The sequence below is a fragment of the Psychrobacter sp. NG27 genome, assembly GCF_016106655.1.
Lineage (GTDB): Bacteria > Pseudomonadota > Gammaproteobacteria > Pseudomonadales > Moraxellaceae > Psychrobacter.
This window is the reverse complement of record NZ_JADGIN010000008.1, coordinates 42912-63772: the sequence shown is the minus strand read 5'-3', so window position 1 is coordinate 63772 and position 20861 is coordinate 42912. Positions and strand designations below refer to the sequence as shown.

Annotated in this window: 18 protein-coding genes; 8 read left to right on the top strand and 10 right to left on the bottom strand. The window is 45.0% G+C overall.

Going from position 1 to position 20861, the window contains the following annotated elements; genetic code table 11:
* Window positions 1–16: 16 nt before the first annotated feature.
* Both IP485_RS11690 and IP485_RS11685 read right to left on the bottom strand, forming a co-directional pair.
* The gene (locus IP485_RS11690) at window positions 17–1417 is read right to left on the bottom strand and encodes an efflux RND transporter periplasmic adaptor subunit (protein ID WP_198327350.1); all 1401 of its coding nucleotides are present in this window, start codon (window positions 1415–1417) and stop codon (window positions 17–19) included.
* A gap of 810 nt (window positions 1418–2227) precedes the next feature.
* Complete coding sequence (locus tag IP485_RS11685; RefSeq protein WP_198327349.1) at window positions 2228–3253, bottom strand: polyprenyl synthetase family protein; 1026 nt, start codon at window positions 3251–3253, stop codon at window positions 2228–2230.
* Between the two features lie 546 nt (window positions 3254–3799).
* Between IP485_RS11685 and rplU the strand changes: the two genes are divergently transcribed.
* The 3 genes from rplU to lolA all read left to right on the top strand — a co-directional run bounded on the left by rplU (window position 3800) and on the right by lolA (window position 5567).
* Window positions 3800–4111 carry a 50S ribosomal protein L21 gene (rplU, locus tag IP485_RS11680; protein WP_194363869.1) on the top strand — a complete coding sequence of 104 codons (312 nt, stop codon included), beginning with the start codon at window positions 3800–3802 and terminating at the stop codon, window positions 4109–4111.
* Between the two features lie 90 nt (window positions 4112–4201).
* Window positions 4202–4459: a 50S ribosomal protein L27 gene (gene rpmA / locus IP485_RS11675; RefSeq protein ID WP_021813611.1), complete on the top strand. Its 258-nt coding sequence runs from the start codon at window positions 4202–4204 to the stop codon at window positions 4457–4459.
* A gap of 421 nt (window positions 4460–4880) precedes the next feature.
* On the top strand, window positions 4881–5567 hold the full coding sequence (lolA, locus tag IP485_RS11670) for an outer membrane lipoprotein chaperone LolA (RefSeq protein WP_413786999.1): 687 nt from the start codon (window positions 4881–4883) through the stop codon (window positions 5565–5567).
* Window positions 5568–5692: 125 nt separating this feature from the next.
* Here lolA and scpB read toward each other — a convergent pair whose 3' ends face one another.
* The 8 genes from scpB to mrdA all read right to left on the bottom strand — a co-directional run bounded on the left by scpB (window position 5693) and on the right by mrdA (window position 13827).
* Window positions 5693–6307: an SMC-Scp complex subunit ScpB gene (gene scpB / locus IP485_RS11665; RefSeq protein WP_198327348.1), complete on the bottom strand. Its 615-nt coding sequence runs from the start codon at window positions 6305–6307 to the stop codon at window positions 5693–5695.
* A 75-nt stretch (window positions 6308–6382) separates the two neighbouring features.
* Window positions 6383–7252, bottom strand: a complete 870-nt coding sequence (locus tag IP485_RS11660; RefSeq protein WP_198327347.1) for a segregation and condensation protein A — start codon at window positions 7250–7252, stop codon at window positions 6383–6385.
* A 28-nt stretch (window positions 7253–7280) separates the two neighbouring features.
* Entirely contained in the window at window positions 7281–8366 is a 1086-nt protein-coding gene (locus tag IP485_RS11655; protein WP_227686531.1) for a tryptophan--tRNA ligase, read from the bottom strand.
* Between the two features lie 123 nt (window positions 8367–8489).
* The gene (locus IP485_RS11650; protein WP_198327346.1) at window positions 8490–9584 is read right to left on the bottom strand and encodes a lipid A biosynthesis acyltransferase; all 1095 of its coding nucleotides are present in this window, start codon (window positions 9582–9584) and stop codon (window positions 8490–8492) included.
* A 334-nt stretch (window positions 9585–9918) separates the two neighbouring features.
* Window positions 9919–10305, bottom strand: a complete 387-nt coding sequence (rpsI, locus tag IP485_RS11645; RefSeq protein ID WP_194363874.1) for a 30S ribosomal protein S9 — start codon at window positions 10303–10305, stop codon at window positions 9919–9921.
* Between the two features lie 10 nt (window positions 10306–10315).
* Entirely contained in the window at window positions 10316–10744 is a 429-nt protein-coding gene (rplM, locus tag IP485_RS11640; RefSeq protein ID WP_194363875.1) for a 50S ribosomal protein L13, read from the bottom strand.
* Window positions 10745–10954: 210 nt separating this feature from the next.
* The gene (rsmD, locus tag IP485_RS11635) at window positions 10955–11641 is read right to left on the bottom strand and encodes a 16S rRNA (guanine(966)-N(2))-methyltransferase RsmD (RefSeq protein ID WP_198327379.1); all 687 of its coding nucleotides are present in this window, start codon (window positions 11639–11641) and stop codon (window positions 10955–10957) included.
* A 191-nt stretch (window positions 11642–11832) separates the two neighbouring features.
* A complete protein-coding gene (gene mrdA, locus IP485_RS11630; RefSeq protein ID WP_198327345.1) occupies window positions 11833–13827 on the bottom strand; it encodes a penicillin-binding protein 2 in 1995 nt (664 codons plus the stop codon).
* A gap of 513 nt (window positions 13828–14340) precedes the next feature.
* On the opposite strand from mrdA, the gene IP485_RS11625 reads away from it, so the two are divergent.
* The 5 genes from IP485_RS11625 to ccmI all read left to right on the top strand — a co-directional run bounded on the left by IP485_RS11625 (window position 14341) and on the right by ccmI (window position 20534).
* Window positions 14341–15675 carry a hypothetical protein gene (locus IP485_RS11625; RefSeq protein WP_197177377.1) on the top strand — a complete coding sequence of 445 codons (1335 nt, stop codon included), beginning with the start codon at window positions 14341–14343 and terminating at the stop codon, window positions 15673–15675.
* 345 nt (window positions 15676–16020) lie between these two features.
* On the top strand, window positions 16021–18051 hold the full coding sequence (locus tag IP485_RS11620; RefSeq protein WP_198327344.1) for a heme lyase CcmF/NrfE family subunit: 2031 nt from the start codon (window positions 16021–16023) through the stop codon (window positions 18049–18051).
* 1 nt (window position 18052) lies between these two features.
* Window positions 18053–18700: a DsbE family thiol:disulfide interchange protein gene (locus IP485_RS11615; RefSeq protein WP_198327343.1), complete on the top strand. Its 648-nt coding sequence runs from the start codon at window positions 18053–18055 to the stop codon at window positions 18698–18700.
* Between the two features lie 23 nt (window positions 18701–18723).
* The gene (locus tag IP485_RS11610; protein WP_227686530.1) at window positions 18724–19257 is read left to right on the top strand and encodes a cytochrome c-type biogenesis protein; all 534 of its coding nucleotides are present in this window, start codon (window positions 18724–18726) and stop codon (window positions 19255–19257) included.
* Window positions 19254–20534, top strand: coding sequence for a c-type cytochrome biogenesis protein CcmI (ccmI, locus tag IP485_RS11605; protein ID WP_198327341.1), 1281 nt, complete (start codon window positions 19254–19256; stop codon window positions 20532–20534). Before IP485_RS11610 ends, ccmI begins: the two co-directional genes overlap by 4 nt.
* Window positions 20535–20861 lie beyond the last annotated feature (327 nt).

Genomic DNA, 20861 nt, shown 5'->3' with positions numbered 1-20861 from the left:
CTGTCTTTGAATGGAATTAGTTAGCAGCGGCTTCTGTTGATTTTGCGTTAGAAGTCTCATTACCAGCTGGCTTTTTATCCACGGTCTTTGCCGCTTGTTGCGGTGTTTTAGCATTAGGCGCAGCTTTTGCAGATGGTGCTGGATTTGCGCTTTCTAATGGCTTTGCGACCACTTCTTGCTCAGGTTTGACCTTAGATCCGCCGATGATAACCACCTTGTCACCAGCTTTTAAGCCATCAGTGACCACCCATTGTCCGTCATACGTACCATTAATGGTGACTGGACGAACTTGGATTTTGTTGTTTTCATCAACGATATAAACTTGTGTCTCACTCTTAGGTGTACGTGTGACTGCGCTCTGTGGCACTAGGGCTGCATTGGTAATCACGCTCTGTGTCAGGCGTGCAGTGACATACATACCGGGCAGCAAGATATTGTTGCTGTTTGGAAAAATAGCACGCAAGGTGACAGCGCCAGTTGACGCATCAACCTTGGCTTCAGACAAAGCAAGCTTGCCGCGTACGGGATAGACTGAGCCATCCTCTAGTACCAATTCCACAGAGTTCATACCTGCCTGAGCGCTACCATCAGCAATCTGCTGACGCAGTTTCAACAGCTCAGATGAGGACTGACTGATATCGACATAGATAGGATCTAGGCGTGAGATGGTCACTAGGGGATCAGCTTGACCGGCGCTAACTAGCGTACCAGCGGTCACGCTAGAGCGATCCGTTCTACCAGTAAGAGGCGCACGTACGATAGTACGATTAAGATCCAAGGTGCTGGCATCTAGGCCTGACTTTGCCGTTTGAATACCCGCTTTGGCGCTTTCGATACCGGCTTGTGTCTGTCCAACAGCTGCCGCAGCGCTTTGAACAGCCGCTTGTGCAGTACGAACGGTCGTTTGTGCTTGGTCATATTGCTGCTTTGAGATGGCGTCGATACTGACTAAGCCTTGCAAACGCTGCAAATCGTTTTGTGCTTGTGCTAGCGACGCTTGACGACTGATCATTTCAGCTTTTGCACTGGCATTGTTGGCCAGTGCTGTTTGATAGTTGGCCTCTGCCTGCTGTACTGACGCCTGTCCGCTTGTGACAGAAGACGCATAGTTGTCCGTATTAATACGGTACAGTGGCTGTCCTTTTTTGACGTTGCTTCCTTCACGGAACAACACCTCGTCAATCACCCCATTGACCTGTGGGCGGACATCAGCAGTTTGATAGGCTGCTGTACGTCCAGAAAAAGTCTGTACTTGAGGGACGGTCTCAAAAGTGACAGTCTGAACGTTGACAACAGCAGGGGGCATTTGCTGCTGCGCGGCCTGCTCACCAGCCGCGTCATCGTTTTTGTCACAGCCAACCAGTACCGCTGTAGATAGTACAGATGCTATTACAAGCGCAAGATAAGAATGCTTCATCAAGGTCCTCGGCAATATATAAATAATGACTGTATAAAAAGTGAATCAATAAATTTTGATGTATTGAGTATGAAATTTCTATATATAGGCTTTACTTAGACTAAGCGCCAGTAACCTCTCTGCCAAGTGTATTTTTGAATAAATGAACTTGGTAGAGAGACGATAATAGGGTATCTAATACTGATATATCGAACACCCATGCATCAAACACCAATGCGGTGTTTTTTAGCAGCGAAGTTGTAGCTAAAACCCAAAGTATATTCGTAAATTTGGTGACGTATTATAAACTATTGGGGTAACCCCACAGTCAAGCTATTTAAGAGAGGGGGTTTGGGAAAAGGCAGCCATATTACATTTTACGGATACAAAAAATACCGCTATGGTAAGTGTCGCGTTAGCTAACAGCTAATAGAGGGCTCTACAAGATACTGTTACCGCTTAGTGTAAAATTTTGTTATTTTTATAAAACCCTATGTGTATAAAGGTCTTTAAGTGGTAAGAATAGTGGTTTGTCAACAAAATGACAATTTTAGCAACCCCTAATTACAGCCATAAAAAGCAACTGTCCGCAAGTCTCTATTAAACGTGATCAAGCATCATCCGACCGTCAAAAAAACACTTACACGATTATAGTACTGCACGGATTTATGAAACTTAAAGAAAGGTAACGATTTAGCTGACAAATTAGTCTTTAGAGGTTTGGTTTTTTGGTTATTGGCTTCTCATATGCTAATCACTAGAAAATGCTACTAAAAAAATGTTGTTAGAAAAGGAGCCGTCTGATCAATAATAAAGACGACTCCTATTTAATTATACTAAGCGTGCGCTGGCAAGCTCTGTCAGTTGATATAGTCCTTGACGATAGCGGTTGTCCGGTAAGCTGCTAAGTGCTTGCTGTGCCAACTTGGTTTCGTCGAGCGCGCGCTGTTTGCAATAGTCTAATGAACCTGACTTGCTGACCAGCTCGATAAGCTGAGCTGCATTTGGTGTTTTACCCGTTTGTACCGCAATACGGAGCTGCTCATAGCCTTCGGTATCACTGTCTTTTAGTAACTCAAGCGCTTTGATGGTAGGTAACGTAGGCTTGCCTTCTGCCAGATCATCCCCTAGGTTTTTGCCCATCACATCGCTATCACCACTATAATCAAGCACATCATCAATGATTTGAAAGGCATTGCCAAAATGCTGACCAAAATCGCCCAATGCCGCCATGTGTTCTGTTTTATCTTGCAAAATAGCAGCGCCTTGGGTTGCCATCATAAACAGTCGTGAGGTTTTACCATCGATAATGCGTAAATAGTCTTCTTCCGTCGCGGCAGGGTTGTGCTGATGCTGTAGCTGTAACACTTCGCCTTCGGCAATGTCACAGGTGCCGTCTGAGAACACTTGCAACAACGGCAAGCTTTGAAAACCAACCAACAGATTGAACGCACGGGCGATCAGATAATCACCAACCAGTACGGCAGTGGCGTTGTCCCAAGTGGCATTGGCGGTTGGCTTACCACGGCGCTGTCCTGACTCATCAATCACATCGTCATGGACTAAGGTTGCGGTATGTAGCATCTCAGTGATCGCAGCTAGATGCATGGCTTGTTCTGATGGGTTGTCATCAAACATGCGGGCACACAACAACGTGATGAGCGGGCGCATGCGCTTGCCGCCAGCATTAATCACATGCTGAGAGACGCTCATCACGAGTTGTACTTTTGAGTTGAGACTGCCGAATACTTGCTTGTCCATGACCTCAAAGTCATTCGCTACGATACCTTGGATATCAGCATAGCTAGGCGTTGATTGAGATTTGGAAGGGGTGTTATCTAAAGAGATACTGGTCATAATAAGTAGTCATATTAATAATGATAAGGAAAGTTTTTATTGCCTTCACTATGAGCATGCATAAGGAAAGCATTATTTTACTTATGATAGCATAGCTATATCTCGAAATTGTGCGTTAAAATGTCTCATAAATAAAATGAGTGTCTCCTTTTGATAGGTGTTATTGCTGATAAATCATAACGCAGGTATGACATAGAATGACCAATTGACTGATGGAATAGACTGCTTAATAAATGAGTGATAAAAGGCTGTAAGTAACTGATTGCATAAGTTATAATAGCCCCTGTTGGGCACAGGCTACTATTTTTATTGACTGTTTTATATGTGCTGATGTAGATCGTCATTGATGGCGTCTCTATCATTTATCATATAGGCAGCAGTATGGATGGTCGTTATTTAGATAACCACCTTACAAAAACAAGAGGCGCGGCTTGCTTTTTTGAGCAAAAAGCCGTAAAATCTTGCCTTTAATTTTTCCCTGTCGTGTTCGTCGTAAAAGCGTTGGTATAATATCATCCACGGCACACGGGTTAAACGGAGTCATATATGTACGCAGTAATCAAAACTGGTGGTAAACAGCACCGTGTAGTCGTCGATGAATTGCTTAAAGTTGAATTACTAAAAGCAGAAAAAGGCGAAACAATCAAATTTGAAGACGTATTGATGGTTGTTGACGGCGATAACGTCAAAATCGGTCAGCCTGTTGTTGATGGCGCTAGCGTTGAAGTTGAAGTTGTTGAGCATGGTCGCGGCGAAAAAATCCGTATCGTCAAGCACAACCGTCGTAAGCATTATCACAAAGAACAAGGTCACCGCCAATGGTATACCTTGTTAAAAATCAAAGCCATTAATGCCTAATTCCCATTTAGCAATTTTTGCTAAACAGTGCACTAAATGCTTAAGAGTTATCGCATCAGCGGTAAGTCAAATTAACAAGGAGATTTTCTCATGGCACATAAAAAAGCTGCCGGTTCGAGCCGTAACGGTCGTGATTCAAACCCAAAAATGCTAGGCGTAAAAATCTTTGGTGGCCAAGCTATCACAGCTGGTAACATCATCGTTCGTCAACGTGGTACAGAATTCCATGCAGGCGAAGGCGTTGGCATGGGTCGTGACCATACTTTATTTGCACTGAATGATGGTGTTGTAAAGTTTGCGACCAAAGGCAAATTTAATCGTCGTTATGTGACGGTTGAAAACGCATAATTATCTATTTAAATCATTTTCTTCTTTGAATAAAGTGATTGGATAATTAAAAAAGCCCCTACTGCCTTATGGTAGTAGGGGCTTTTTACGTTTATAAGATTATTGTTTTTGTAGATAATGGTTAATATTAATACTGTCAAATAGTTAATATGTCAAAGCGTCCGATATCTGTGATAGCTGTTGGTATATATGCAAATTGCTATTGTGTAACGGCATTGGTTACAAGCGTGTATGGCAGCCGTAGTAAAGATTGCAAATCGTGACTAGGCGCGTAATAAAAAAACTGGCACACTGTTGCCATTGCTGATGGTTACCAGTTTTAGCTTGGTAAGGTCAGTATTTATAGAAAACAAAAATTTCAATAGAACATTTTATTTTTAGCGACAACTTTAAAGCGATTATGCTTTTTTAGAGAGGATTTATGATGAACTTATCTACGAAAAAATCAACCAAACAAAAAATGATGAGTGGTGCGCTAGCGGGTGTATTAATGACATCGCTTGGTGTGGCAGCGCCTATGATGGCATTGACCCAGTCTGCTACAGCAGCCCCAGCGGACAATATCACCGCAGCCACACGTTTGAATAAACTGCTGACCAACACGAAAAGCATGACCGCTAATTTTAGCCAAACGACCAAAGGCGCAAGCAGTGGTACGTTTAGCGGCTCTATGAGTGTTCAACGTCCAAACAATTTCCGCTGGGAGACCAAATCACCATCAGAGCAGCTCATTATTGCCAACGGCAACTCTATGTGGGTCTATGACAAAGATCTAGAGCAAGCCACCAAGCAAAATGTAGACAGCCAAGTAGGTAATACGCCAGCGCTATTATTGTCAGGCGACCCAAGTAAACTTGACAAAAACTTTAAGATTACCCAGCCATACGACAACAAGAATTACTATGTGCTGTATCCAAAATCAGACAGTGCCAGTTTTAAGAGCTTATCAATGAGCTTTAGTGGTGGTAAGCCTGTCATGATGGTACTAAACGATAGCTTGGGTCAGACCACTTCTATCAAGTTTAGTGGCATTAAGCTCAATCCAAGTATCAGCAGCAGCCAGTTTAAATTTACGCCGCCTAAAGGGGTTGATGTTATTAATCAGTAGAGACATGCTAGAGCATATCTTCATATTGCTGATTTAATGACGTAGTTTAATAAAAAGGACAGATCCTATGCGGTCTGTCCTTTTTTGTGAGATAAGATTTATGTTAGTAGACGCTGTAACAGTATCTAGGACAATGCTCTGATAGCGTCCATGTTTGGAAGCGGTGGTAACTCATCTAAATGACTGAGCCCAAATGCATCTAAGAATTGCGGCGTGGTATGCAGCAGTGCAGGGCGACCTAACGTGTCTTTGTACCCTTTCTCTAAGATCCAGCCTTTATCAAACAGTTGCCGCAATATATTACTCGATAGTGTGACACCGCGTACTTGTTCGATATCACCTCGTGTCACCGGCTGTTTGTAAGCAATGACGCTCAACGTTTCAAGCAAGGCTTGGCTAAGACGCTCTTGACGCTGCGGGAATATACGCTGAATCAATCGACTATAGTCATCTGCTATTTGCAAACGATAGCCACTGGCAGTCTCATGTAGATGGAGTACACCTGCATCTAGGCGTCGCTGTAGTAGCGTTAATGCCTGCTGTAACTCTTTAGTAGACAGTGACAAGTGCTTTTTTAAGGCCTGGGCAGTGAGCGGGGCTTCTGAGGCGTGCAGCAACACTTCAATATGCTTGCTTGTCTCTTCGAAAAAAGCATGGTTTTTGGCTATTGATGTAGAAGCCGCTATCGATATGGATAGTGGCGTATCATTAAGCAGTTTTGTATCGTCAATATCTGTCATCGTAAGTAGGCTCTTCTATCGACTATATCTTCAAAAGCGAATAACTGGTCGAACCTTTGAGGTCAACCTTGATTACTAAGCAAGCCATTGTAAGGTAAGCTTTGAGGATTCATTGTCTGGATTCGATAAGCTAAGACTGGCGCTATCAGCGGTATTATCAATATCATCTGCATCAGTAATGTAGTCTCTGGTGCCAACCACACCAACCAATTGCCGCTTGATTAACTCAAGCACCGCCACGAAACTCACGACCACACCAATTTTACCTTGTGCTTTATCTAGCAACTCATAAAAGGAGCGCGTACCCTGAGTACTCAGTTGCCGACTGATGCTGGCAATTCGATCAGCAAGTGGTACCGCATCAATCTTAATGGTATGCATGTGATAGTCAGGCTGTAGTTGCATTTTAAACAAGCTATCAATCAGCAGATTGGCCGAATAATTTGGTAATTCTGCATTCATGATGTCTTGGCTGGGCATGCTGACCATCGCTAAGAACACATCGCGTTCTAAACGTACTAGATCATCTAAGCGCTGACTGACTACTTTGATTTGCGCATAGGCTTCTAAGCGCTCAATCAACTCTGCTTTTGGATCTCGCTCGTCGGTCGGTGTTTCAGGGGCTGGTAATAACAGCTCTGTCTTGATGGCAATGAGTGTTGATGCCATCAGTAGATAATCACCCGCCAATTCAAAATGCTCGGTATCCAGTTCGCTGATATAGGCTAAGTACTGCTCAGTGATAGGTAGTATTGGCATTTGCGTCAAATCAACATTGTTCTTTTTGACCAAGTACAGCAGAAAATCCAACGGCCCTGCAAACTGCTCTAACCAAATCGCAAAGGCCTGCGGTGGCACATATAGGTCATCTGGCAGGTGCTGTACCGGTGTCTGATAGATACGTAATGACATATCATGAACGCTGTCGACAGATACCGGTTTCATACTTGAAAAATGACTCGTATCCAATGAATTATTTAAGTTTGGCAAGCGGGCGAATACCAATAGCGCGGCGAGTCTTGTCTAATTGCTTACGACTATGGCGACGGGCTTTATCTGCCCCCATTTGCAAGATTTCTTCGAGCTCTTTTGGATTGGCCATGAGTTCCTCATAACGTGCACGGAATGGGGCAATCTCATCATTTATTTTATCAAATAGCGCTTGCTTAGCGTCTCCCCAACCGATACCAGCTGCAAAATTCTCACGCATATCAGCAATCTCTTCTTGGGTGGCAAATGCTTTATAAATCTCAAAGATGGCGGAGTCATCAGGATTTTTTGGCTCATCAGGCAGCTGTGAGTTGGTCACAATCTTCATAATGGCTTTGTGCATTTGTTTCTCAGCACTCACTTGCGGATTTGAATCACCAAATAGGGGAATGGTATTGCTATAGCTCTTACTCATCTTACGACCATCGAGACCCGTTAATAGCGGGATATTATCATCAACAACCGCTGAAGGTAAGGTAAAGAGGGTTTTGTAACGATGATTGAAGGTACCAGCGATATCACGCGCCATTTCAATGTGCTGAATTTGATCACGACCAACAGGGACGTGCGTGGCATTGAACATTAAGATATCTGCCGCCATCAGTACTGGATAGCCAAACAATCCCATGTTGATACCTTGGTCAGCATCGACATCTTCTTTTTCCATATTGATATCGACAGCCGCCTTATAAGCATGGGCACGGTTCATCAGTCCCTTGGCACATGAGCAATTTAACACCCAAGCCAGCTCTGGAATCTCAGGCACATCTGATTGACGATAAAAAGTCACACGCTCAGGGTCGAGACCGCAAGCGATCCAAGTCGCGGCAATGGCTTTAGTGGATTCATGAATAATCGCAGGATCATAGCAGCCAATAATGCCATGATAGTCTGCCAAAAAGAAAAACGCTTCATCATTACTATTTTGAATAGCTTGGATGGCAGGACGTATTGCACCAACATAGTTACCCAAATGTAGCGTACCTGTTGGCTTGATGCCCGTCAAAATGCGTTTAACTGGGGCTGAGATATCAGAAGCTTGCTTGTCAGAGGTGCTGTTAGTACTCATGGAAAATCCGTTATTTGGTTTATCAAATTATTATAAGTTCGTTGCTATTTATACGCTATTTAAGGCACTAAATATTAGCTGCAAAGTATAGCAAAATTTACCAGTATTTTTGGGAATAAAGCGCTACTTATAGATATTGCTGCGACCTGTAGGCCCATGTTTGAAGCGACGATGGAACCACATCCACTGGGTAGGATCGATACGAATCAGCCCTTCTAATACTTCATTGACTCGAGTGGCATCAGCGACTTCGTCATTGCTAGGATACTGATCTAACTCTGGCGTAATCGTCAGATGATAATGTGGACGCTTACCACGTGGCAGATTGTCAGGTGTCTGTCGGTAGGTATGTAGTGCCATGACAGCAGGCGGATGTGTCTTGCTACCCAGCTTTGCCATACGACGAGATGCAGTAATCGTTGCTGCAGGCACGCCAAAGAATGGCGCCATCACTCCTTGCTTTAGACCATAGTCCTGATCTGGCGAGTACCAAATAACGTGTCCTGCCTTAATAGAGGTCACCAAGTTTCGCATGTCTCGACTGGAGATTTGCTTACCGAATATATTGGTACGACCATTATAGATAAACCAATCAAGTAAAGGATTGTTTTGCGTGCGATACATACAGTCTACAGGGAAAAACTGCGCACATAATAATCCGCCCAAATCAAGCATCGTATAGTGTGCACCTAGCAGGATAACCGGCCGCTGCTCATTTTGCGCATTGACGAGATGTTGTAGTCCCGAAATAGAAACCGTGCGAGTAAACACATTGGGACGAAACCAAGCACACAAGGTTTCAAACACACCAATGCCCTGATTGACGAAGACTTGTTTGGCCATCAATTCGCGTTCGGCTTCGGGTTTTTCTGGGAAAGCCAGTTTTAGGTTGATTAGCGTGTCGCGTCTACGTGAGCCTGCAGCACTATAAATCAAAATACCAAGCTTGCGACCTAACCAGAACTGCCAACGTAGCGGCAGATATATCAGCGGTAGCATGACCAAAAACAGTAACCAAATGCCCCAGTATTTAGGAGATAAAAACTGCCACTGAAAAGGCTTGTGATCTGCCTGAGCAGTACGTTTTTGATTCTGCGTAATCGTTGGAGTGCCAGCCGGTATGGCAGGCGACCTATGAGACTGGGCAGACTGCTGTTTCTTTGGTGGCACGCCATCGGTAGATGGCTTACTTGGGTCGTATTGTTCAGGCGCTTTCATAATATCCTTCTACAGCATTGTCTATAACATCGCGGCTAATGATAAAAAGTTATCAATATGATGGGGTAGCGTCAAACGCTTTGCAAGTTAGAATGTGATGGGCTATTGACTATACCGTACTGATCTATAGCACTCAGCATAAGAAGATAGGATGTGTTGCACATTCGACCATCGCATTGCTAAAGACTATTAAGCATAGAAAACCGAGACATAAAAAAACCTTACAAGCTGTGACCAGCTTATAAGGTTTTGCAAAACTGTACTCTTATTCAGTATTGCTGCATTGGCTCCGAGAAAAAGCACACAGCAGCAAAGAAATAAGAAAAAGTTTTGATTAACGTTTTGAAAACTGTGGACGTTTACGTGCTTTACGTAGACCCAGTTTCTTACGTTCAACTTGACGTGAATCACGAGTAACAAAACCAGCTGCTTTTAGGGCAGGCTTCAAAGTTTCGTCAGCTTCGATCAATGCACGTGTGATACCGTGGCGGATTGCGCCAGCTTGACCACTAATACCACCACCTGCAACAGTTACATATAAATCATATGCGTTGCCAGAGTTTAGTAGTTCTAATGGCTGACGAACAACCATGCGTGAAGTTTCACGGCTGAAGTATTCGTCAAGCGGCTTGCCGTTAACGACGATGCTACCAGTACCTTTTGATAAAAAGACACGAGCAGTAGAAGTCTTACGACGACCAGTTCCGTAATTGCGTTCCATAAATGTATCCTTAGATGTCTAGTGCTTTAGGTTGCTGTGCTTCATGTGGATGATCAGTACCCGCATAAAGTTTTAGCTTCTTGATCATCGCATAGCCAAGAGGGCCCTTTGGAAGCATACCCTTAACTGCTTTGTGTAGAACATCTTCAGGCTTATGTGCAAGCAACTTACTGAAGTTGGTTTCTTTGATACCACCTGGGTAACCACTGTGACGATAGTACTTTTTGTCTTGTGCTTTTTTACCCGTTACCGTGATTTTGTCAGCGTTGATGACAACAATGAAGTCACCAGTGTCAACGTGCGGCGTAAAAGAAGGCTTATGCTTGCCACGTAAGCGACTAGCGATTTGAGTGGCTAAGCGACCAAGGGTTTTGCCGTCAGCATCTACGACATACCAGTCATGGGTCACTTCAGCTGGTTTTGCACTAAGTGTTTTCATGATAAAACCTTAAAATTAGAATTCGTTGAGAGTTTAGCTGGGAACGGGGCTCTCAAAAAACAGACTGCACATTATAAGCAGTAGCGCCTACGCTTGCAAGCTGCATTGGGGTTTATTTTCGCCTTATATACATTAAACTGCAGCGTTGGCCAGTTTTTAGCGGTTCTAAACATTTATAAAAGTCGTTAACGGCTTTCATTAACTAGGCAATTATGACGATGATAGGCGATAAAGTCCAGCAACAACTTGTCCGACTTTGGTTTGCTTCAAGCATTCAAAGCGGATTATTTGCTGAGTAGTACCTGATGAGGTATCTGGATTTTTATTAAGCGTCTCTTCCAATTGCTGCAGCTTTGTGGCCAAATCCTTGTCCGCTTCTAGATAAATGAGCGTATTGGCATCCACTAAATCATGATCAATCAAGGTAGTTAAAATAGGCTGCCACAGATCCTGAGCATAAGGTGGATCGATGAACACGATGTCAAAGGGGCGTGCAGTCAGATGCCCTTGACTCAATACTTGCTCAGCAGTACCAGTGACGATTTGATAAGCCGTCTCATCGAGCCGTAGTTGCTCAGCACTCTGACGTAACATCTTAGCTTGTGCGTTATTTACTTCAATAAAAGTTGTGTGTGCAGCGCCGCGAGACAATGCTTCAAACCCCAATACGCCACTGCCAGCACAGCTATCGAGCACATGTGCGCCGTGGATATCAGCCAGTAGCCAGTTAAATAAGGTCTCACGTAGGCGATCTGGTGTGGGACGCAAGCCATCGGCATCAATAAAACTCACGACACGACGTTTGAATTGCCCACCGATGATACGTACGTCACCTGCCGCTGCTTTTTTGGCAGTAGTGCCATGTTTCGTTGTGCGCCCGTTTGCAGTACTCTTCATGCCTGCAGTTTTTCTCATGATCGTGTCTCGCTCACTTTTTATTACTTATTTTTATATTGCTTGACTATGGCTATTGAGATAGCGCTGCTTATGTAGTTTCAGGCTAGCGCCTCTCAATCTATTTCAATATCTTTAGGTTCTTTCAATATCGGTAGATAGAGTTAGTTAGATATCGTGATTATTCAGCACTATTATTCAGCAAGGTTTTCTTGCTTTGTTGCTTCTGCCGCTTCTGCCGCTTCTTTCTCTTCTAATGCTTTGGCCTCTTTGTCTCGTATGGCATCCCGCAAGGCTTTGTCAAAGGCTTTTTGACGTTTGATGACTTTTAGCTCATCAGCAGAAGGTGGCAGGATAGGGTCGGTTTTGCGCTGCAACATCCAATAGTCAAATAGGGCGCGACCAATAGGGGCGGCAACGGCACTACCACCGCCGCCATTTTCGACCAAGACGGCAAGTGCAATCTCGGGGTCTTCTACTGGTGCAAAACCATTGAACCACGCATGATCCCAGTGGCGCTTATCGATCGCTGATTTGTCATAGCGCTTGCCCTGAGCGATAGACTTTACCTGTGCCGTCCCTGTTTTGCCAGCGATACGATAGCGCGGCGTATAGATACCGCGCCCTGTACCCTCTTTTACCACGCTCTCCATGGCATCATGCATGCGTAGCCAGTCAGAGGGTTTGCCGTTATAGTTAATTTTGCCATCTGGTTTGGTAATGACTTTAACCTCTGCGGCCCCATCGCTGCTTTTTAATAAATGCGGAGTGATATGATGGCCTTTATTGGCTGTCATGGCGGTTGCATTAGCAATCTGTAGCGGCGTCGCCAAAAAGTAACCCTGCCCAATACTGACGGAGATGGTTTCACCTGGTAGCCAACCCTTACCGTAAGTGTCTTTTTTCCACTTTGGCGATGGCATAATCCCTGATTTTTCGTTAGGCAGATCGATACCTGTTTTTTCACCAAAGCCAAACTGCGCCATCCAGTCGTGCAAGCGTTGGATGCCCATCTCATAAGCCAGTTTATAATAATAAGTATCAACCGACATCGCGATAGATTTCTTTAAATTTACCGTGCCGTGACCGCCGCGTTTCCAGTCGCGGAATCGATGCGAGTCCCCAGGCAAGCTAAAATAGCCTGGATCATAAATGGTGGTATCCCAGTTGCGTAGACCATAATGAATACCGCCCAAACCCTCAAAGGGTTTGATGGTAGAGCCTGGTGGGTAAGTGCCTTGCAGGGCACGGTTGTATAGAGGCTGATCAAGATCTTCTCGCAGACCGTCATAGTCTTTGAATGAGATACCAGATATAAAGGGGTTGGGGTCATAGCTTGGATTACTGACAAACGCTAGTACATCGCCGTTTTTGGGGTCTATCGCTACAATTGCGCCGCGGCGACCATCCAGCTGCTGCTGTGCGATCGTCTGTAAGCCGTAATCTAGGCTCAATGTGATGTCATTGCCAGCGGTTGGCGGCTTGGTGTCTAATTGACGCAATATATTACCATGAGCATCGGTTTCAACCGATTGATAGCCCGGTTGCCCAAGCAAGATGTCCTCATAGTAGTCTTCGATACCGATTTTACCGATCAGATCTGTACCAGCATAACGGTCTTTATCAATGCGCTTAGACTCTTTATCGTTAATACGGCCGACATAACCGATGACATGAGCAAACAGCTCATCATAAGGGTAGTCACGTGTCAACTTACTCTGAATAGAGACACCGCGAAAAAAAGGCTTACGCTCACTGAACTGCGCCAATTGTGCATCGGTCAAATCGATTTTTATGGTCACGGGATCGTTTTTGTTCTTACTCAGCCGCGCCAAAATATCGGTGATGTCTTCTTCTGTCAAATCAAAGATAGGGGCAAGCAGATTCAGTGTGCGCTCAGGATTGTCGATTTCGTCAGGACTCATCATGGCCGTAAACACGGGCTGATTGTCCGCCAGTATCACGCCATTACGATCATAGATATAGCCACGGCTAGGTGGGGCAGATATCAGTTTGATGCGATTGTTATCTGCTTGCGTGGTGTATTTATCATGAGCATACACTTGCAAATAACCGTAACGCGTTATCAAGCCGCCCAAACCAAGCAATATGATGATGCCAAAAATAATAATACGATTGGTAAAAACACTATTGGCTTGTTCGGTGTTGGGGGTTAACGGTTTATTCATAGAAAGTCAGCGCCCAAACGGTCAGTGAGTCAATAGACATGAGTCAGTAAAAAATATAGAGGGATGGTTGAGTCAACCAAAGTGCGGCGAGTTTAAAGGATAAATCAAAGGTTTTCAATCACATAGGATGATTTGAGTCAAAAAGGACAGCATCAGCTTACACACATCAACGCTTTGTGGTCTCACTACAAATTATAACAGAACAAATGCGAGGGCGCAGTAAGTAGGTTGCTATTTTATACGCCAGTATAAATCGTCGCAGGAGTAGGCGTATTGGAACGTCGCCATAAAGCGGCCATATAGAAAGCACTGATAAAATAGGCACCTGAGTCACAAATGATCACAGCTGTCTAGGCACTACTACAGGGTGCTAATAAATGGCAAAGTGTGCTAAAATCAGGCGATTTATTTTATCGCGGTTATTACGAGCAGAGCGTCAATTTGAAACGTTCTAATTTTGCTAAGCACATTTGATTAGCAACGACCATCAACTTGTCAGGGACTAGTTAAGTCATGGACGTAAATTCATTGTGGCAGACGATAGCTGAACACCCAGAGTTTTTCGCCATGCTAACCATTCCTCCAGTGACGGCATTTGTCACTTGGATACATGTATGGATGGCGCTTAAAATGCTGTTTTATCCTGTTAAGTTTTGGGGCATCCGTATTCCCAATTTTCCATTTTTTGGACTGCCGGGTATTGGGTGGCAGGGTATCGTCCCGCGTAAGGCTGGTAAGATATCTGGCGTGATTGTTGATCAGACGCTCTCAAAGCTTGGCTCGCTCGATGAGTTCTTTCAGGCGATGGAGCCTGAGCAAATGGCGATATTTGTCACCGACACCGTGGACAAAAATCTCGAGCCACTGATTGATGAAATTATGCTCGATCACTCACCAGCACTGTGGGGTAATTTGCCTTATGCGTTAAAGCGCCGCGTCTATGCCCAAGCGCATAAAGAGCTACCTAGCATCATGCAGTCGCTAGTGATAGATTTGACCCACCATGTCGAAGATTTGGTCGATATGCGCAAAATGATCGTCAATACGATGGAAAAAGACCGTCGTCTGATGGTCAATATGTTCCTAAAAGTCGGTCAAAAAGAAATTGATTTTATTTGGCATATCAGTGCACTGATTGGTCTGATATTCGGTATTATCCAAATGTTTATATTTTTGGTGGTACCGCAGCATTGGACTGTGCCGTTTTTTGCGGCTATTTGGGGATTTCTCACCAACTGGATTGCGATTTGGATGGTTTTTAATCCAGTTGAGCCACATTTTATCCCTTATTTAAAGTTGTTTGCGGTACAGAGTCGTTTCCCCTTTATCAAGCCAGTGATGCCGCATATCGCACGATATCGTTTGCAGGGCGGCTTTATGAAGCGCCAAGAGGAAGTCTCTGAGGTTTTCGCTGAAATCGTCGTAAGAGATTTGGTCACTTTAGAGAACATCATGAATGAGATGATGTATGGTGATAAAGCCGCGCAAACCCGTGAGCTCATGAAATCGCATTTGTACGACGTGCTAGAGTCGCCAGTGATCAGTACCACGCTACGTGTCGGACTGGGCCGCCGTGACTATGGTCAACTGAAGAACACCATCATTGATAAATCGATTGTCGCAACGATGGTGCCATTACGTGATCCTGAGCTAAATGAGAGCCGAGCCAGCAAGATATTTGGTTTGTTCCGCGATAGGATACGTGCGTTGACACCCAATGAGTTTCAGAACCTGTTGCGTCCAGCCTTTCGTGAGGATGAGATGACCTTGATTGTATTGGGCGGCTTGACAGGGTTTTTGGCAGGTTGGTTGCATTTGGTATTGGTGTTTTTTCCTTCAATGCAATGAGGCATTAATCGCCCTTTATTGTTGCTCAATTTTACATTGTTTTTTTTAGTTTAATACCGTTAGTCGATGACTATTTAACATTGTTGAACACTGTCGAACACATTAGTATTAGCACCTCCCTGTCAGTATTATCAGTACCCCTGACAGACAAGCAGTTTGTATCAGTTATTCATATTGATATATCACCATGATAGTAGCGGGTTTTGGGTGCTTCTATAGCCATTGAAACCTCAGTTTTTAATCGTAAACTTATGACCGCATAAAGGACTATTTAGCGTTTACCAGTGGCTAGCAATGCTATCGGTGAGCCTTTAATTGTATCCAAGGTAAACAAGGTTAGACCGTATGTTAATCACAGAATTGGGTTATTTTGCTTTGCTGGCCGCTTTTATATTGGCGATCTTGCAGGTAGTACTACCAACCGTTGGCGTCATGCGTGACCACGTGGCTTGGCAGCGTTTGGCACCAAGCCTAGCATGGGCGCAGTTTGCGGCAATGATTACCTCATTTGCTGCACTGATGGCAGGTTTTTATTACAATGATTTCAGTCTCGTCTATGTCACTCAGCATTCCAACACGCTACTGCCTTGGTATTACAAGCTGTCAGCGACGTGGGGCGGGCATGAAGGGTCATTGCTGCTATGGATGACCATCATGGCCACTTGGTGTGCACTGGTCTCTTATTTTAGCCGTGGTCTACCGCTGTCTATGCGCGCGCGCGTGCTGGTGATATTGGCAGGCGTGCAGATGATGATGTTGGCTATGCTGATCTTTACCTCATCGCCCTTTGATCGCACATTGCCCAATTTGCCTGTGGATGGGGCCGATCTCAATCCTGTGCTACAAGATTTTGGTCTCATTATTCACCCACCGATGCTCTATATGGGTTATGTGGGCTTGGTTGTGCCCTTTGCTTTTTGTATGGCGGCACTGTGGGAAGGGCGTTTGGATGCGGTATGGACTCGCTGGTCGCGCCCATGGGCACTAGCTGCTTGGGGCTTCTTGACAGTTGGTATCGCGCTAGGCTCATGGTGGGCTTATTATGAGCTTGGCTGGGGCGGTTGGTGGTTCTGGGATCCAGTAGAGAACGCCTCATTGATGCCATGGCTGGCAGGTACGGCATTGCTTCATTCGATGGCGGTGACCGAAAAGCGCGGTGTGTTCAAGGCATGGACGATTATGCTAGCAATCTTTGCTTTTGCACTCAGTTTGCTGGGTACATTCCTCGTACGCTCAGGCGTTATTACATCCGTGCATTCATTTGCTGCTGACCCAACGCGTGGTCTAGTCATTTTAGCCATACTTGGTGTGATTATCGGTGGTGGTCTATTGATGTTCGCGGTACGCGGCTGGCGTTTGACAGTTGAGAGTCAGTATCGACTGATCTCACGTGAGTCATTTTTAGTGATTAACAACGTCATTATCTTGATTGCAACTTTAGTGGTACTACTCGGTACGCTCTATCCTATTATTGCTGATTCCTTTAACTTGGGTCAGGTATCCGTTGGCCCTCCTTATTTCAATGCGCTGTTTGTTCCTTTGACATGGCTGCTGCTAGTGGCAATGGGTATGGGCTCCAACATCCGCTGGAAAAAAGACAGTCGACCCTTACTAGGCGTCGGCATGGTCATCGCAGCGAGCAGTCTGGTATTGGCCGCAATCATTGCCTACTTTACTAGCCCATCAGCCATGCTCAATATTGGCGTGACCTTGGCGATTAGTTTTTGGGTGTTGCTATGGATGGTGGTCGATTTCAGAGACAAAACCAAAAATGCACCAAGCCGACTGAGGGGCCTACGTCAATTGCATCTCAGCTATTGGGGTCAACAGACTGCCCATATCGGTGTCATCGTGGCAGTCATTGGTATCGCCTTTACGAGCACGTTGAGTATTGAGCGAGATGTAGCGCTAGGACCAAATGACAGTGTCAATGTCCAAGGCTACGATTTTACGATTAAAGGCTTTAGTGAAGTGAAAGGCAGTAACTTTGATGCCACACAAGCAGAAGTGACGGTCAGCAAAAACGGTCAAGATGTGACTACCTTGTATCCTGAAAAACGCAATTATATTATCAGCATGATGCCAATGACCGAGGCGGCGATTGATGCCAGTCTCATGCGTGATGTGTATGTGGCCCTTGGTGAGCCAATTGCTGAAGACAGCAACCAGTGGGCGTTTCGTATCTACGTCAAACCACTGATTCGCTGGATATGGCTAGGTGCGCTTATTATGGCGTTTGGTGCATTGCTCAGCATGCTAGACCATCGCTACCGTATCAAAAAAACCAAAACGCCGGCAAAAATCGCTGCCAAAAAAACAGGTTTTGCTACGGTTGCAGATTTGGATACGTCAGCTACAAAGATAGGGGAGCGTTAATATGACTACCTCAAACAACACGCCTGATGATAAAGCGAGTGGTACTACTCAGGTCAAACGCAAAAAGTCACTGAAAATTGGATTTTTGATTCCTTTGGTGATTTTTATTGGTTTGCTTGCCATGCTATATATGCGTTTGGGCAAGCCGACTGACATCGTCACCAACACTGCGCTTGAGCGTCCTGTCCCTGCGTTTGAGCTGCCGCTATTGTCAGACACCAGTCGTATCATGACCAATGATAATTTACCTGATAAGCCGTTTTTGATGAATATTTGGGGCTCTTGGTGTCCCACTTGTATCATCGAGCATCCTTTTTTGATGAAGCTTGAGGAGCGCGGTGTCAATCTAGTAGGTGTTAATTATAAAGATGAGATTGGCGATGCCTTTGGATACTTGAACCGAGGCGGTGATCCGTTCTCGATGTCTATTCAAGACTTGTCTGGTCAGTTTGCGCTTGATTTGGGTCTGACGGGTGCACCTGAGACATTCATTGTCGATGGAGAAGGCATTATTCGTCAGCATATCATTGGTGAGATCAATGAGAGCAATTGGCAAAGTCGTATCGCGCCTTGCTTGATGGTGCTCAATGACGCTAATAGTAATAATGTCAGCCCAGATCCGAGTCAGGTTGCGGAGGCTTGTCAATGATAGCGTATCAAATGAAATCTGTAATGGTAAAGTTCGCAAGCATCATCATCGCCTGTCTCTTTAGTATGGCCAGTTTTGCAGCGATTGATGTCTACGATTTTGACTCTGTGCAACAAGAGGCGCAGTATCGTGGTCTTATCGAAGAGCTGCGCTGTCCTAAATGCCAAAATCAAAATTTGGCAGGGTCTGATGCCCCTATTGCCCAAGACTTAAAACAAAAAACCTATGACTTAATCAAAGAGGGTCGTAGTGATGGCGAGATTCGAGCCTACATGCAGGAACGCTACGGTGACTTTATCAGTTATAAGCCGCCTGTACGTCCCTCAACATGGATCCTGTGGTTTTTCCCACCATTGTTACTCATCTTTCTATTAGTCGGGTGGTTTTGGCAAAGCAAACGACGTCAGCTGGTCGCTAGTGGCGCAAGCGGGGGCAAGATAGATAGCCCGTCAGAAGCACTGTCTGTTGCCGAAAAAGCCGAACTTGATCGTCTATTATCACGTGCTGATAACGATACAGATGATCACGATATTACCAGCCTTGGGGGCAAAAAATGACCATATTTTCTACTATTGGCTTATTCATTGCGTTAAGCTTACTCATGGCTTTAGTGCTCGCTATGATTGCGATCGTACCGTGGCTAAGAGCCCCGCGCACGCATAGCAAATCTGTCGACAATCAGTTGTTAGACATCAATGTCGCTGTGTTTCGTGAGCGGCTAGCAGAGCTAAAAACAGATAAAGACAGTGGTATCATTGATGACAATCATTATGACAACCAAAAGCTTGAGCTGGAACGCCAGCTATTAGATGCTCAGCGTGAAGTTGCGCCAATGGTCACACCAGGTATCAAAAGCCGTTTAATTATCATGGTTTGGGTACCAGTGCTGGCAGCAATGGCATACCTCATGGTTGGTAATCGTACGCCTGTATTTGAGTTGTGGGCGGCTGAGGACAAAGTCGGTCAAGTGGCTGACGATTTATTAACGGGTAAAATTGATCAGCCACCGGCTTGGGCCATCGAAGATGGTAATCAGCTGATCAGTGCCATGCAGACCAACGTCTATCGTCATGCAGGTGATTACAATCGCTGGATGCGCCTCTCAGAGCTTTTCTTATCGTTAGAAGCCACCGATTCGGCATTAGAGGCACTGTCACGCGCTTATCGTCTATCGCCTGATAACGAAGAGATTGCCACGACGTATGCACAGATTAGCTTCTTTGCCAATAAAGGTCAGCTAGATGCCAATACACGCCGAGTGTTAGAAGACGTACTGGCTAAAAACCCAGCTCATGAGGGCGCGCAAATGCTGATGGCAATGGGTGAGGCACGTGCCAGTAACTTTGACCAAGCACAGGGCTGGATCAAGCGCTTACGTGATAGTATCTCTGCCAAACCCGGCGATCACACGCAGGCCTTGTCAAGCCTAGATGAGCTCAGTGCTAATGTGACGGTTCAGAAGCAGCAAGCCTCTGAAGGCGTCGAGGTAACGGTTAAAATTGATGCAAGTTTATTACCTCTGGTCAGACCTGATGATGTACTGTTTGTGGCCATTCGTGATGTCAACGGTGGTCCACCGTTCGCTGCCAAACGCTTGCCGATTACTGCTATTAAGCAAGGTGAAGTTGTTATTAGCCTAAGTGATCTGGATGCGATGATGCCAGAGCGGACACTGGGATCTGCTCGCTCAGATAAGGTACAGTTAGCGGTCATCGCCCGTATCAGTCATAGTGGAACAGCGAGCGCTGAGTCAGGAGATCTGTCAGGCAATCCTGTCGTGATTAGTGCTGATCAAACTCAGGCCAATGTTGAGATTAATCAACAAATCCCATAGTATAGCTATAGCCAATTTGCTATAAAAGAGTGACGGCGTTACCCTTGAATGAAGTATGAACTCTGCATTCGGTTGACGCTTCATTCTTTTAAATGTGACCGACCACAGCACAGGCTTATTGGTTTGTTGCTGTTATAGTCATTTCAATATAGCATTGGTATGAGGGCAATACGGTATCAATTGCAAAGTGAGACATTGATAACAGTGATTTTGTTGCTGAGAGCATCAAGGCGCAACTGCGTTATATGAACAGGTAAGTCATAGACACACACTGCAGCAATAATTAAAATACTTGAGGTTTGCAAAGCCACAAGGTAAGGTAGCCTT

Excerpts from the sequence above, each read along its gene's own strand:
- IP485_RS11690 (WP_198327350.1), bottom strand. The coding sequence starts at position 1,417 with ATGAAGCATTCTTATCTTGCGCTTGTAATAGCATCTGTACTATCTACA.
- IP485_RS11685 (WP_198327349.1), bottom strand. The coding sequence starts at position 3,253 with ATGACCAGTATCTCTTTAGATAACACCCCTTCCAAATCTCAATCAACG.
- rplU (WP_194363869.1), top strand. The coding sequence starts at position 3,800 with ATGTACGCAGTAATCAAAACTGGTGGTAAACAGCACCGTGTAGTCGTC.
- rpmA (WP_021813611.1), top strand. The coding sequence starts at position 4,202 with ATGGCACATAAAAAAGCTGCCGGTTCGAGCCGTAACGGTCGTGATTCA.
- lolA (WP_413786999.1), top strand. The coding sequence starts at position 4,881 with ATGATGAACTTATCTACGAAAAAATCAACCAAACAAAAAATGATGAGT.
- scpB (WP_198327348.1), bottom strand. The coding sequence starts at position 6,307 with ATGACAGATATTGACGATACAAAACTGCTTAATGATACGCCACTATCC.
- IP485_RS11660 (WP_198327347.1), bottom strand. The coding sequence starts at position 7,252 with ATGAAACCGGTATCTGTCGACAGCGTTCATGATATGTCATTACGTATC.
- IP485_RS11655 (WP_227686531.1), bottom strand. The coding sequence starts at position 8,366 with ATGAGTACTAACAGCACCTCTGACAAGCAAGCTTCTGATATCTCAGCC.
- IP485_RS11650 (WP_198327346.1), bottom strand. The coding sequence starts at position 9,584 with ATGAAAGCGCCTGAACAATACGACCCAAGTAAGCCATCTACCGATGGC.
- rpsI (WP_194363874.1), bottom strand. The coding sequence starts at position 10,305 with ATGGAACGCAATTACGGAACTGGTCGTCGTAAGACTTCTACTGCTCGT.
- rplM (WP_194363875.1), bottom strand. The coding sequence starts at position 10,744 with ATGAAAACACTTAGTGCAAAACCAGCTGAAGTGACCCATGACTGGTAT.
- rsmD (WP_198327379.1), bottom strand. The coding sequence starts at position 11,641 with ATGAAGAGTACTGCAAACGGGCGCACAACGAAACATGGCACTACTGCC.
- mrdA (WP_198327345.1), bottom strand. The coding sequence starts at position 13,827 with ATGAATAAACCGTTAACCCCCAACACCGAACAAGCCAATAGTGTTTTT.
- IP485_RS11625 (WP_197177377.1), top strand. The coding sequence starts at position 14,341 with ATGGACGTAAATTCATTGTGGCAGACGATAGCTGAACACCCAGAGTTT.
- IP485_RS11620 (WP_198327344.1), top strand. The coding sequence starts at position 16,021 with ATGTTAATCACAGAATTGGGTTATTTTGCTTTGCTGGCCGCTTTTATA.
- IP485_RS11615 (WP_198327343.1), top strand. The coding sequence starts at position 18,053 with ATGACTACCTCAAACAACACGCCTGATGATAAAGCGAGTGGTACTACT.
- IP485_RS11610 (WP_227686530.1), top strand. The coding sequence starts at position 18,724 with ATGGTAAAGTTCGCAAGCATCATCATCGCCTGTCTCTTTAGTATGGCC.
- ccmI (WP_198327341.1), top strand. The coding sequence starts at position 19,254 with ATGACCATATTTTCTACTATTGGCTTATTCATTGCGTTAAGCTTACTC.